Annotated in this window: 14 protein-coding genes and 1 pseudogene; 10 read left to right on the top strand and 5 right to left on the bottom strand. The window is 66.7% G+C overall.

Features of this window, described 5'->3' with window-relative positions; genetic code table 11:
* Window positions 1-15 precede the first annotated feature (15 nt).
* Together ACIBK6_RS23240 and ACIBK6_RS23235 are read left to right on the top strand one after the other, a co-directional pair.
* Window positions 16-651, top strand: coding sequence for a TetR/AcrR family transcriptional regulator (locus tag ACIBK6_RS23240; RefSeq protein WP_399053214.1), 636 nt, complete (start codon window positions 16-18; stop codon window positions 649-651).
* Window positions 652-791: 140 nt separating this feature from the next.
* Window positions 792-1,391, top strand: a complete 600-nt coding sequence (locus ACIBK6_RS23235; RefSeq protein ID WP_399053293.1) for a hypothetical protein — start codon at window positions 792-794, stop codon at window positions 1,389-1,391.
* Between the two features lie 317 nt (window positions 1,392-1,708).
* Here the strand turns inward: ACIBK6_RS23235 and ACIBK6_RS23230 are convergent, their stop codons facing one another.
* Together ACIBK6_RS23230 and ACIBK6_RS23225 are read right to left on the bottom strand one after the other, a co-directional pair.
* On the bottom strand, window positions 1,709-2,368 hold the full coding sequence (locus tag ACIBK6_RS23230) for a class I SAM-dependent methyltransferase (protein WP_399053213.1): 660 nt from the start codon (window positions 2,366-2,368) through the stop codon (window positions 1,709-1,711).
* Between the two features lie 164 nt (window positions 2,369-2,532).
* The gene (locus ACIBK6_RS23225) at window positions 2,533-3,090 is read right to left on the bottom strand and encodes a GNAT family N-acetyltransferase (protein WP_399053292.1); all 558 of its coding nucleotides are present in this window, start codon (window positions 3,088-3,090) and stop codon (window positions 2,533-2,535) included.
* Between the two features lie 236 nt (window positions 3,091-3,326).
* Here ACIBK6_RS23225 and ACIBK6_RS23220 point away from each other — a divergent pair, with 236 nt between their 5' ends.
* Entirely contained in the window at window positions 3,327-4,331 is a 1,005-nt protein-coding gene (locus ACIBK6_RS23220; protein ID WP_399053212.1) for a magnesium transporter CorA family protein, read from the top strand.
* A gap of 396 nt (window positions 4,332-4,727) precedes the next feature.
* Here ACIBK6_RS23220 and ACIBK6_RS23215 read toward each other — a convergent pair whose 3' ends face one another.
* Window positions 4,728-5,192, bottom strand: a complete 465-nt coding sequence (locus ACIBK6_RS23215) for a hypothetical protein (RefSeq protein WP_399053211.1) — start codon at window positions 5,190-5,192, stop codon at window positions 4,728-4,730.
* Window positions 5,193-5,364: 172 nt separating this feature from the next.
* On the opposite strand from ACIBK6_RS23215, the gene ACIBK6_RS23210 reads away from it, so the two are divergent.
* The 6 genes and pseudogenes from ACIBK6_RS23210 to ACIBK6_RS23185 form a co-directional block, all read left to right on the top strand.
* Window positions 5,365-5,955, top strand: coding sequence for a hypothetical protein (locus ACIBK6_RS23210; RefSeq protein ID WP_399053210.1), 591 nt, complete (start codon window positions 5,365-5,367; stop codon window positions 5,953-5,955).
* A gap of 112 nt (window positions 5,956-6,067) precedes the next feature.
* Entirely contained in the window at window positions 6,068-6,286 is a 219-nt protein-coding gene (locus ACIBK6_RS23205; protein WP_399053209.1) for a hypothetical protein, read from the top strand.
* A 221-nt stretch (window positions 6,287-6,507) separates the two neighbouring features.
* The gene (locus ACIBK6_RS23200; protein WP_399053208.1) at window positions 6,508-7,335 is read left to right on the top strand and encodes an aminoglycoside N(3)-acetyltransferase; all 828 of its coding nucleotides are present in this window, start codon (window positions 6,508-6,510) and stop codon (window positions 7,333-7,335) included.
* A 263-nt stretch (window positions 7,336-7,598) separates the two neighbouring features.
* Window positions 7,599-7,796: a hypothetical protein gene (locus tag ACIBK6_RS23195; RefSeq protein ID WP_399053207.1), complete on the top strand. Its 198-nt coding sequence runs from the start codon at window positions 7,599-7,601 to the stop codon at window positions 7,794-7,796.
* Between the two features lie 116 nt (window positions 7,797-7,912).
* Window positions 7,913-9,139 carry a cytochrome P450 gene (locus ACIBK6_RS23190; RefSeq protein ID WP_399053206.1) on the top strand — a complete coding sequence of 409 codons (1,227 nt, stop codon included), beginning with the start codon at window positions 7,913-7,915 and terminating at the stop codon, window positions 9,137-9,139.
* 155 nt (window positions 9,140-9,294) lie between these two features.
* Window positions 9,295-9,406, top strand: a pseudogene (locus tag ACIBK6_RS23185) (IS5/IS1182 family transposase); the annotation flags it as partial.
* A 77-nt stretch (window positions 9,407-9,483) separates the two neighbouring features.
* On the opposite strand, the gene ACIBK6_RS23180 reads toward ACIBK6_RS23185, so the two are convergent.
* A complete protein-coding gene (locus ACIBK6_RS23180; RefSeq protein ID WP_399053205.1) occupies window positions 9,484-9,990 on the bottom strand; it encodes a peptidoglycan-binding protein in 507 nt (168 codons plus the stop codon).
* Window positions 9,991-10,215: 225 nt separating this feature from the next.
* Here ACIBK6_RS23180 and ACIBK6_RS23175 point away from each other — a divergent pair, with 225 nt between their 5' ends.
* Complete coding sequence (locus ACIBK6_RS23175; protein ID WP_399053204.1) at window positions 10,216-11,178, top strand: ArsR/SmtB family transcription factor; 963 nt, start codon at window positions 10,216-10,218, stop codon at window positions 11,176-11,178.
* A 103-nt stretch (window positions 11,179-11,281) separates the two neighbouring features.
* Here the strand turns inward: ACIBK6_RS23175 and ACIBK6_RS23170 are convergent, their stop codons facing one another.
* Window positions 11,282-11,782, bottom strand: coding sequence for a DinB family protein (locus tag ACIBK6_RS23170; RefSeq protein WP_399053291.1), 501 nt, complete (start codon window positions 11,780-11,782; stop codon window positions 11,282-11,284).
* Between the last annotated feature and the right edge of the window lie 238 nt (window positions 11,783-12,020).

Here is a 12,020-nt window from a genome sequence, read left to right as displayed (position 1 = left end):
GCATACACTGGCCGCATGACACAGCACCGCCCACTTCGAGAACGCAAGCGGCAGCGAGCCGAACAGGCCATCGTCGACGCCGCGTTCACGCTTTTCGCCGAGCGCGGCTTCGCCGAGGTGACGGTGGCCGAGATCGCCGAGCGGGCCGAAGTGGGCCGCACGACGTTCTTCCGCTACTTCGGCGACAAGCAAGAGGTTCTCTTCGCGAACGAGCGACACATCCTCGACCGACTCGAACGGCTCACCCGTGACTACGACGGTGCCCCCGAGGCGACGCGTACCCTCGCGCAAGCCCTGGACCAGGCCGGGGAGTGGATCCGCGCCGTGTGCGCGGACGTGACGGCGGACCCGGAGCGCTACCTGCTCCATACGCGGCTGATCGCCGACAACCCCGAGCTCCACGACCGCGGCGAACGCAAGCTCCTTCACCTCACGCGCGCCATGGCACAGACCCTGCGGGTGCAAGGTGTCGCCGAACCCGAGGCTCTCCTCGCCGCCCACCTGGCCTTCGCGTGCTACCGCACCGCGAGGGACCTGGCCGCCGACGATCCCGCCGCGCTGCCCGACGCAGTCGACACCGCCTTCGGCCTCCTCGGAGAGATGATCGTCACGAAGACGAAGACGGTGCGGCGGCCGGTGTCGTCGGTGTAGTTGAACAGACCCCTGATGTGGTTGAGCAGCATGCCGGGCCGGACTACGGGCGGCAGGGGACCGAGCCCGCCCTCCTCGTGCCGTATGAACCGAAATTGGATGACGTCACCCCAGGTCAGGGAGGTTACTGTTCGAGAGTGATGACGCCCGAGGGAATGAAGCTGGGGCTGGAGGCCGCGCGCCTGCTCGCCGCCGCCGACTGCTGTGAGATTGAGCCCGGACTGACCGATGCCGAATTCCGCCGTATTGAAGAGGAGTACGGCTTCGAGTTCGCCGACGACCATCGGGCATTTCTGGCTGCGGGGCTTCCGGTGAGGCAGCCGCCCGAGGAGGGGGCCACGTGGGAGAACCCTTGGCCCGACTGGCGGCACGGCGACCCGGTGAAGCTTCGGGAACACCTTGAATGGCCGGTCGAAGGCGTCCTTCGGGCAGTTCAGGGCGGCTACTGGCACCCGATGTGGGGGCAGCAGCCTGCGGATGCGAATGACGCGCTCTACGAAGCCACATTGATGCTGGACCAAGTACCGAAGCTCGTTCCCGTGTACGCGCACCGGTTCCTGCCCGCCGGCCATGGCTCCCACGGGCACCCGGTGATGTCCATCTGGGGCACCGACATCATCTATTACGGCGCCGACTTGGCCGATTACATCAACCACGAATTCGACGACTTCAGCGCGCACACCCCTGACGACTGGAACCCCAGGGCAACCGTGGCCTTCTGGCAGGACTTCCTGGCGTAGCCGCCTCTCCCCATCGGTTGCAGCCCGCGCGCTGACGGTGCGGGCAGTTGCGGGGCCCGGTGGGTTCCAACGGGTCCCGGGTGCCGGGTCGTTGACGAGGTGCGGGCCGGACTGTGGACAGTTCACCGACCGGTCCGGCTCTAATCCGGCCAGACCAGGCGGAACGGCTGAGAGGCCCCGGCCACGACGGCGGGATCGAAGTCCAGGGAGCCATCGCCGCGTCCGGCTCCACGGAGGAGCCTCATGCCCCGGACCCGGAACGCATCGCCCCAACGAGCGACCGCGCGCGTGCCAGCCGCTTGAAGTCATGCCTGAACTCACGATCGTTCACGTTTCCGAGCCAGAAAGGTGGCGGCAGTCCGCTTGGCGCCTTCGTCAGGCGCCTGCACGAGTTGGGCGGTGATGGCGAGTCCGGCCCCGTCCATCAGAGCGGCGATCCGATCCGGTGGCAGCAGATGGGACTCGTAGGACACCGGATGGCCGCCATACGCCTGCGTCGGACGCAGACGCTCGTCGTCTCCCACGTGGCCGGCCACCATCAAAAGGCCGTCGGGGGCGAGCGTGCGATGAAATTCGGCGAACACGACCGGCAGCAACTCCGGCGGCGTGTGATGGGTCGAGTAGTAGGCCAGGATGCCACCGAGTTCGTTGTCCCGGATCTCCAGTGCGGTCATCGACCCCACGGTGAAGCTCAGGCTCGGATACGCCTGCTGAGCCACCGCGATCATTTTCGGAGACAGGTCGATGCCGAATGCGGGCACGCCCAGCTCTGCCAGATACGCCGTGACTTTGCCGGGCCCGCATCCCAGGTCGGCGACCGGCCCGCGGTCGGCCGCCCGCACGGCTTCGGCGAACGCGGCCAGCATCGCGCGTGACAACGGATCCAGCTCTGCGGGGTTCTTGACGAGTTCCGCATAGTCGGCGGCGACGGTGTCGTACGACTCCCGGACCGCGGCAAGGTAGGAGGGCTCAGCCACGCGGGCGACTCTAGAGGAGGGCTCTGACAGCCAGGCGGTGTGTCTCAGGATCGGCGGTGCATCAGGATCCATCCCAGCCGAGACCCTGGGCCTGCCGTGGTGATCAAGGTGGCCCCGCCGACGCCACCGGCCGTTGCGTGCGTCACATAGGTCCAAGTACCCACTCAAAGTTCGCTCACCGAATGCAGCTGGGCGAACTCGTCAGCGAGGATGCCCATCACGACGAGATCGTGGTGCCGACCGGCGAAGAACACGTGATCGCGGAGGCGACCCTCTTCGACGAATCCGAGCCGACGATGAAGAGCCAGGGATGCCTCGTTGTGCGCGAAGATCCGCGCTTCACACTTGTGATAGCGCCTCTCGGCGAACATGAAGCGCAGCAGCATCACCACCGCTTCCGCCGCGTAGCCCTTGCGCCGGTGCTCGGCACCCATCGTGACGCCGTACTCAAACCAGCCCGCGCGTGGATCAGCGTGGTGCGAGCCGACAGCACCGACTATTTCCCCTGTATCGGCGGCCTCGATCGCCAATCCGAAGCAGTCGCCATCGGACTTGGCAACGGCCTGCTCCCGCGCCCAGGCACGGTAGCCCTCGGCGGAACGGGGTGGGTGCAGCAGGTCTCCCAACCGCTCCTCGTCCGCCCCGAAACGCATGAACGCGGTCCAGTCGTCGGGTTCGATACCGCGCAGGCGTACCCGCTTGCCTGTCCAAAACGATGCCATTCTGTATTGGATCAAGTAGCGGCCTCTCGTGTCCATGCCTTGGGCATCCCAGAGCCTGGGGCTGAGGCGGGCGGCCGAGGTAGGCGGTGGGGCTTCAGGAGCGCGCCAGGCCCGCGCCATCCTGCCCGCTGGACGGGGCGACAGCTCTCCGACCGGCACCCGACGGCCGCCCGGCCGACAAATGACTTCCCGTACGGGGTCCGGTCGCCGCCCACGCCTCCCGCCCACAGGTCCCGATGGACCAGCGCTTAGGGTGGGGCGCCATGGCGACTCGAACACGGCTTTACCGCAACGGCACACTGGTGTTGGAAGACTTCCCCGTGGAAGACATATCCGAATATGTCACAGAACCGGATGTGGCGGTGTGGCTCGATCTCTGCGCACCCGGCCCTGCCGACTTTGCCATGATCAGCGAAGAGTTCGGACTCCACGAACTGGCCGTGGAAGACGCCCGCCATGAGCACCAGCGTCCCAAGCTCGACCGCTACCGCACCCATGCCTTCCTCAGCGCCTACGCCGTCGGCACGGACCCCGCCAGCGGTCAGCTGACCGCCAGTGAACTGTCGGTTTTCATCACCCAGACCGCGCTCATCACCATCCGCCCCGACGACCTCTTCGACATCGAGGAGGTCGTCGAACGCTGGGACAACAACTCGGACCTGGCCAAGTACGGTGTCGGCTATCTCCTGCACGGGCTGCTCGACCACATAGTCGACGGGCACTTCGCCGCCGTTCAGGATCTTGACGACCGTATCGAAACCGTCGAGGACCTCCTCTTCGAGGAGGGCCGCCAGCAGATCGACACCGTCCAGCGCAGCTCGTACGAGCTGCGCAAAAGCCTGTCCAGGCTCCGGCGCGTCGTCCTGCCCATGCGTGAAGTCGTCAACAGTCTTCTGCGCCGGGACCTGCACATCGTGTCCGAGCCGCTGCTGCCCTACTACCAGGACGTCTACGACCATGTCCTGCGGGCCGGCGAATGGACCGAGTCCTTGCGCGACATGATCAGTTCGATCATGGAGACCAACCTGACCGTGCAGGGCAACCGCATGAACCTCATCATGAAGAAGGTCACCAGCTGGGCCTCCATCATCGCGGTGCCAACCGCCGTCACCGGTTTCTACGGCCAGAACGTGCCCTACCCCGGCTTCAGCACCCAGGCAGGCTTCATCACGTCGACCGCCGCCATCGTCATTCTGTCCGTCGTCCTGTACGCCGCCTTCAAACGCAAGGACTGGATCTGACGAACTTCGAGGCCGGAAGCGAGGATGTCCCGCTGCTGGGCCTCCGTCGCGGAGGAGCCGGCGAACCGGCACCGGCTCCTCGGGGCCGGACCGTACGCATCCGGGCCGTCGGCACCATTCCGCAAGCCATCCGGCTCGCCCCCACCGCCCAGTCCTGGGAGGTCACGCCAGACCCGCGATGTGGCCAGCCCAGTCCTGCTCGAAATCCCGGGCGCGTGACCGCCGTCCGTATCGCTGCTTCGTGTTCATGAGATAGGCGCAGGGCGGGGTGGGGAGGGAGATGATGCAGAGCGCGTTGAGTGCTGGGTGGCTGACTGGGGGCCACGTTTTTGGCGAAGACCCGGTAGCCGTTGGCATCGGCTCGCGCGGGTAGGAGGGGCTCCAACTCACCCCCGGTCAGCGGTAGTCGTCTGGGTGGCCCTGCATCCAGAGGTTGATTTTGTCCCGGGTACCGATCATCAGCGTCTGATGCTTCTTCAGACTGCCGAAAGCGTGGTCGCCGCCAAATTCCGTATCGAGCTTCGCGATCAGCGCGATCGGCTCGGGGAAGTGTCCGGGGCCCTTCGGGTCTGCCTTCATCGCACGGTCCATGCGGTGGAGTTCGTCGTAGACCCGGCCGAGGAAGTAGGCGCAGTTGCCCGGCGTGCACGAGTCGTTCAGCGTGGCCTGGAGCCCGGCGAAGGCGTCGCGGACCTTCTCGGCGGGCAGCGCACTGGACAGCGGCCCATGAGCGGGTGCAGTGGGCGTCGCGCTCGCGGCCCTCTGGGACAACGGCGACGCCGAAGACGAGGCGGAGGCGTCGGCGGCTGGAACATTGGCCGACCCTGCGCCGCAGGAGACGGTGATTGCCGCCAGGCCCACGAGTATTGCCGCACCGCGCACTCTGGAAAGGAACATCGACTACCCCCGTGATCAGTCAGGCAGCCGACCATACAGACACCATCGTGACCCAGGTCGGCTGGGTACTCGCTGCTATAACTTCTGCTTCGTAAACGGACATTGACCACACCGGTGCCGTGGCAGAGTCCATCTCATGCAGATATCAAGGTTCAGATATGTTGCGGCGGGCCTCTTCCTGGGCGCTGCCCTGACCCTGACCGGCTGCGGCCAGCAGCACACCGGCTCGACGGTGACCGGCTCCGCCCACTCCCCCTCCCCCACGGGCTCCTCCGTCGGCCCCGGGCGGGGCAACGTGGAGCCCGACTCCCACGACGGAGCTCCGCACTACCGCGAGAACAACGGCTTCAAGATCCCCAAGGAAATGTCCCCCGCCAGCGGGAAGATCGCCCGGAGCGAGGCTGATCGCATCGAACCGGTCCTCAAACGCCTCTGGGACAACAAAGTATGGGACCCGAAGAGCGTGCGGGCGGCGTTGCTCCAGCTCGGCTACCGCAACGAAGGCCCCGACAGCGAACAGGGCCGTGGAACACTCATCGTGCGGGACATGGGAGTGCGGCTCGGGCTCACCGACACTCACCCTGTCAGGCCCGAGGGCGCCATCATCGCACTGCGGGTCCGAGACGATGCCTGCGTCACCGCGTTCACGCAGCCGACCAATTACCTGGTCAAGGTCAACGGCCGATTTCTGGAGAGCGACTGCTTCGAGCCTCGCGGCGGCCACTGAGCGCCGGGACTCCTGAAGTTGCCCCGATTGCTCGACAGTCGGCTCCGGGTGAGTCCGCGCCGGTTTGTCACGGTGCTGCGGACGGGGCCTGGTAAGTGGCAACCACCGTTTCGTGGAAACGGAGTTCGCTTGTGCAGATACCCCACATCTGCTGTACGGCATCACCCTGGGCATCCTCGACCGGAAGATGTTCACCATGATGGTGTGCATGGCGATCGTCACCACCGGCATGGCCGACCACTCACTCCCCCGCCGTACCACAACCACCGCTGACTCCGGCGACGTTCCTCCCGCCCCCGTCGGCGCCCAGCCCGTCCCCGTCGGCGCATGACTTCGCCCTAGCCGCTGCGGCCTCTCTCTCCCCCCCCCCCACACACACAATCCGTGTCCGTGGCCCGGCCTCTTCACTGCGGACAGTGCTGCGGGCCAGGCACCACTGCTCGTGTGTCAAATACTGGTGTGGCAAAACCCTTGCAGGGTTCGGACGAGCCCTCCCCCACTCACCAAGAAGCCATCCCGACCCAGCCGTCTCGACGACCGCAAAGGACTCCGATGCCGACCACGTCCCGCATACCGCTCGACCATTCCCGACTCAGGGAAGAATTCGGCCGCCTCGGGGTGAGGGAGGGCTCCACCGTCATCGTCCACTCCTCCTTGGCCTCGTTCGGCCCCATCAGCGGCGGCGCCAACACCGTGGTCGACGCGCTGCTCGACTGCCTCACTGCCTCGGGAACCCTCGCCGTACCGACGTTCACCCCTGAGATCAGCGACCCCCATCCCCAGGCGGCCGACCCCACCAATCCAAGCATCACAGCCGCGCGCGACCAGATCCCCCTGTTCCACGACACCTTCCCCACCACCATGGGCGCCATCCCCACAGCCATTCTCGCCCGCCCCGCCCGGCTCCGCAGCGCCCACCCGCAGGCCTCCGTCGCGGCCATCGGCCCCCACGCACAACAGATCACCCAACACCAGCCCCTTGCCTACGCCGTCGGCACCGGCTCGCCCTTCGACACCCTCCACGGCCTCGACGCCGACATCCTCCTCCTCGGTGTCGGCCACAACCGCAACTCGTTCCTCCATTACGCCGAAACCCTCGTGCCCCACCACCGCCGCAAACTGCGCCGCTTCCCCTACCGAATCAACCAGCAGCGCGTATGGGTCGAGGCGGAAGACGTCGGTGACGACAACGGCACCTACTTCCCTCAGGTCGGTGACGCGTTCAACGCGACTGCCGAGGCCCGCACCCGAACCATCGGCCACGCCACCTGCCACTTCATGAACAGCCGCGCCCTCACCCGATACGCCACCAAGCACCTCGCCGAACTCCTCCTCCGCACCCCCGCAGCGGACGCAGGGGGGCAGAGGACCCGTTCCTGAGCGCCACCCCCGCACCTGCGATCGATGACCCACTGGCCGGGAAGTCCTCCGGCGCCCTCAGCCGTCGATCACGGCCAGAAGCGCCTGGTCTCCGTAGCCGATGGTGCTGACTCTGCCGCCGCAGGGGGAAGTGCCCGGATCTGCCGACGGGGCCCATTGACCGCGGCCTGCGGCCGGTCCCCACCGGCGGTGTCCCACGATGTGCCCGCGCAAGCGGGCCGGGTGGCGGCGCTGCCCGACGAGCTCGGCCTTCGTCAGGCCCGGTGGACGTCTCGGACAACCCAGTCGCCGAGATACGGGGCATCACGTACCGCGCGTTCCGGTCGGTGCTGCGTCGGAACGCCGAGTACATCACCGAGCGGAGCGTGCCCGAGCGTCTCGCCGTCCTCGGGATCCCGGTGCTGGTGATCTCCGGCGCTGCCGACCCCGTTGGGGGCCGTCGTCGGCCCATCAGTCGTTGAACTCACCTGCCACGTCCAGATGTTGCCGACAGCATGGTCGGTGTCAGAGCCGTGACAGTCGTATGACAGGTCCGTCGGCGATTGTCGCCGGAACAACCGCTACGAAAGGAAAGCCGATGAGTCGAACGGTTCCCATCCCGCAGGGCCTCCCCATGGAGCGCGATGCCGGCCCCTTCGACCCGCCCCGCCAGATCACCCGGCTGCGCGAGGCCCGCCCCGTCAGTCCCATGGCCTTCCCTGACGGCCACGAGGGCTGGCTCGTCACCGGCTACGACGCGGTCCGCCAGCTCGTGGCCGACACCCGGTTCAGCTCCCGCCAGGACATCGGCGTTCTCCACGTGCCGTACGAGATCCCCGGCATGCCCGTCATCACCGAACCGTCCCCGCAGGTACCGGGCCTGTTCATCGCCATGGACCCGCCGGACCACACCCGGCTGCGGCGCAAGCTCATCGGCGCCTTCACCGTCAAACGCATGAAACAGCTCGAAGAGCACATCATCGACATCTCCGAGCGGCAACTGGACGAGATGGCGCGCCTCACCCCGCCGGTCGACCTGGTCAAGGAGTTCGCGCTGCCGGTGCCCTCGCTGGTGATCTGTGAACTGCTCGGTGTCCCCTACCAGGACCGGGAGGACTTCCAGGTCAACTCCGCCAAGTTCATGGTCAAGGACCAGCCGCTCGACGAGAAGATGGCCGCGTACGGCGCACTGACCACCTACCTCGCCGAACTGGTCACGAGCAAACGTGCTGCGCCCGGCGAGGACATCCTGTCCGACCTGGCCCGCCAGGACGACCTCACCATCGAGGAGCTGACGGGCATCGCCTTCCTGCTGCTGCTCGCGGGCCACGAGACCACCGCCAACATGCTGGCACTGGGCACCTTCGCGCTCCTGGAGCACCCCGAGCAGATGGCCGAACTGCGCGCCAACCCGGAGCTGTTGGCCGATGCCGTCGAGGAACTCATGCGCTACCTGTCCGTTGCCGACATCTTCTATCGCTACGCGACGGAGGACATCGAACTCGGCGGTGAAACAATCGGCAAGGGATCGACCGTCGTTGTCTCGCTGCTGGCCGCCAACCGCGACCCCCAGCGCTTCGACAACCCCGACACCCTGGACGTCCACCGCACGGCCCGCGGTCAGCTGTCCTTCGGCCACGGCGTCCACCAATGCCTCGGCCAGCAACTGGCCCGCATCGAGATGCGGGCAGGTTTCGACGGACTGCTGCGTCGCTTCCCGACCCTCAAGCTCGCCACCCCCGTCGGCGAGGTGAAACTCAGGACCGACATGAACATCTACGGCGTCCACGAACTGCCGGTCACCTGGACGGAAATGGCCCGGTAGAACCGTCGGCCGAGCGCGTCACCGATGTGTGAACGCGCGTTTAGGGCCAACATCAACGGTTGACCCTAAAGGGGCCGACCGTTGCGATGTCTCGCCGTCTCACCGTGCTGTCGGCAGGATGTCAGCTCCGTAGGCGAAGATCCACGCTCACGCCAATTGGACGATCCCTCAGCGGACTGCCCATCAAATTCCGTCTCGCCTGCGACGGCCGTGGCCGCCCGCTCGGCTTCGTCGTCACCGGTGGCAACGTCAACGACCGTACCCAGGCCGGCTTTTGTTGCCGCCGGTCTGGCCGAGCAGCCAAACATCCGCCCGACCAAACCCGCACGACACTGCGATCCAGTTCAGCAGCCAGTGGCGTTGAAATCCGCGAACGCGGCCTTGGTGTTCGTTCCGGCGATCCCGTCGACGGTAAGGCTGTAGCCGAAGCTGTTCAGATAGCGCTGCAGCGCCTTGATCGTGTTGGTTCCGACGATTCCGTCGACGGTACCGGCGCCGAGGTTCAAGTCGTTGAACATCCTCTGCGCTGCCTGCCAGCTGTTGGTGCCCAACTGCCCATCGATCGTACCGGGGTTGTAACCCGCGTCGCGCAGCCAGCACTGCCAGTTCTTGGCCTGGGTTGTGTTCAGGCCCAGGTTGTTCACTGCGAGGATGGAGACGTCCTGGGTGCTTACCGCGGGTTTGGCGGCCGGCTGGGTCGCCGCGAAGCTCGCACTTGCACCCGCCAGGCTCCCGGCTGCAATCCCGACGATGGCAGTAGCGCTGACGAGCGCCCTTGTTAAAGCAGATCGCATTGCTTCCTCTTTCTTGTCGATGTGCAGGGGTCCGACGCGGCCGCCATCACCGGCCATCCGCTCCGATCCAGCGTCGTCGTCATCGTGAAGTCGCCTGGTTCAGAGCAGCGACAGGCGACGGCCCGTTGATCAAACCGTGTGACATCAAGGCGTGTTGAGCGGCGCCGGAACTGTTGGACCCTGGACGGTGATTGGCTGGCGCGTAACAGACTCCCCGTTCCGGCAGAGGGCTGCGATGCTTTCAGCACAGGCTGAAGTGTTCCGGCATCGGCGGGGACTGACGTGTTGCGAGTCCACTGCACGACGGAGGATCTGCTCAGGGTGACGGTCGCCGACCGGCCGGCGCCGCTGGTCGAACTCGGCTTGGCCTTCGAGATGCTGCAGCGCCGCGATGCGCACCCGGTATTCAGCGCGTGGCGACGGCGCGTGGCCCACACCCTGCCGCGGTCGGCACGGCCCCTCCTGCAACTGGTCTCCCCGCTGGGCGCCGGGCCGCTGTTCCTGGACCCGCCCAGCCACGACCTCGAAGAAGGCATCGACCAGATCCTGTCAACACCCAGCGCCCAGGCCCGTACAGAGCTGCGCCGGATGTGCTCGATCGACCGCCCGCTGACCCCCTGGGTGCGTCATCTCGCCGACCGTGACCGGGACGCCTGGCAGATCCTCGGGCAGGCAGTCCGCACCGCCCACGCCGACCTCATCGCCGAGGCCTGGCCCCGTATCCGGGCTGGCTTCCACGCCGAAACGGCCTGGCGGTCCCGCATCCTCGCCCAGCAGGGGCTGCACGCTGCCCTGACAGGTCTAGCACCGAACATACGCTGGCGCGGTACGACCCTGGAGGCGGCCTTCCCGCGCGACCTCGACCTCACCCTGCGCGGACACGGCATCGTCCTGCAACCCTCCCTGTTCTGGTCCGACCACCTCCTGGCAGCGCCCCATCCCGACGGGCGGCTCCTGCTGATCTATCCGGCCGTCACCCCCCTGCCGCTCCGCGACCCCTCCGCATCCGACGACGCGCTCACCGCGATAGTCGGCACCACCCGGGCGCAGGCCCTGCGCCTGCTCGTGCACCAGCACACCACCACCGGCCTCGCCCGCGAACTCGCCGTCAGCCCGGCAGCCGCCTCCATGCAGGCCAAGACCCTCCGCGAGGCCGGCCTGATCGTCTCCCGGCGAGACGGCAAAGCTGTGTGGCACTGGTGCACACCCCTGGGCCTGGACCTCCTCGTCCACGGCAGCACATGAGCGGGGCCCAACCGGCGTCTCGTCCGCACCGGAAGAGTTCAGGACCGTGTTGCCGTCGAAAGCGCTGAGCGGCCGCGTGGTCCTGTCCGCCTGTCGCGTCGGCTCATCGGCCGACGGACCCGTCGATCTGCTCACGGAGAATGTCGGCATGGCCAGCGTGCCGGGCAGTCTCCTCAATCATGTGCACCAAGACCCATCGCATCGACGGCGGAGGCGTCTCGCGGAGCGAACGAACACCTGGTCGGTCCAAGTCCTCGCAGGCCTCGATGATCTCGTTGCTCCGGCCGATCGCCTGATGGTAGGCAGCCAGCAAGCTCTCGGCCGTCTCGTCGTCAGCAGGTTGAGACTCGTCGTCCCGGAGCGCGACGTCAGCACCAGCGTAGGACCAGGCAAACCAGTTGAACTCAACCGCGGTCAGATGCTTGATCAGGCTGAGAATACTGGTCCCTGACGACACGCCGGCGGTCCGGACTGCCTTGTCGGACACACCCGACGCCTTGGCCGCGACTGCGTCTCTCAGATAGTTGAGGAAGGAAAGCAGCGTCGTCTTCTCACCTGCGTTCAGACTCGGCGGACGCAGATCATCACGCACCTCGGTATTCATCACGCAGCGACACTACTCATCGACCGCCCCCGAACGAAGAGGCGGCCTTGAGTGCGGCAAGCGGGGCATCCCTCCCCCACGGCGGCCCGGTCGATCGCATAGGAGACGTGCCGCGCCATCCGCACGACTCCAGCCCTCACACACCGCTGCGAGCAGACGGCCACCCGCTACGCGCAGTTGGTACGCGTGCTACTGGATGAGGGTGCCGAGCAGCCATCGCAGTAAATCCGCTCGACCT

Source organism: Streptomyces sp. NPDC050485, from assembly GCF_044458185.1.
Classification (GTDB): Bacteria; Actinomycetota; Actinomycetes; order Streptomycetales; family Streptomycetaceae; genus Streptomyces.
Note: the sequence above shows the minus strand (reverse complement) of the source record. Positions and strands in the feature narration are given on the sequence as shown.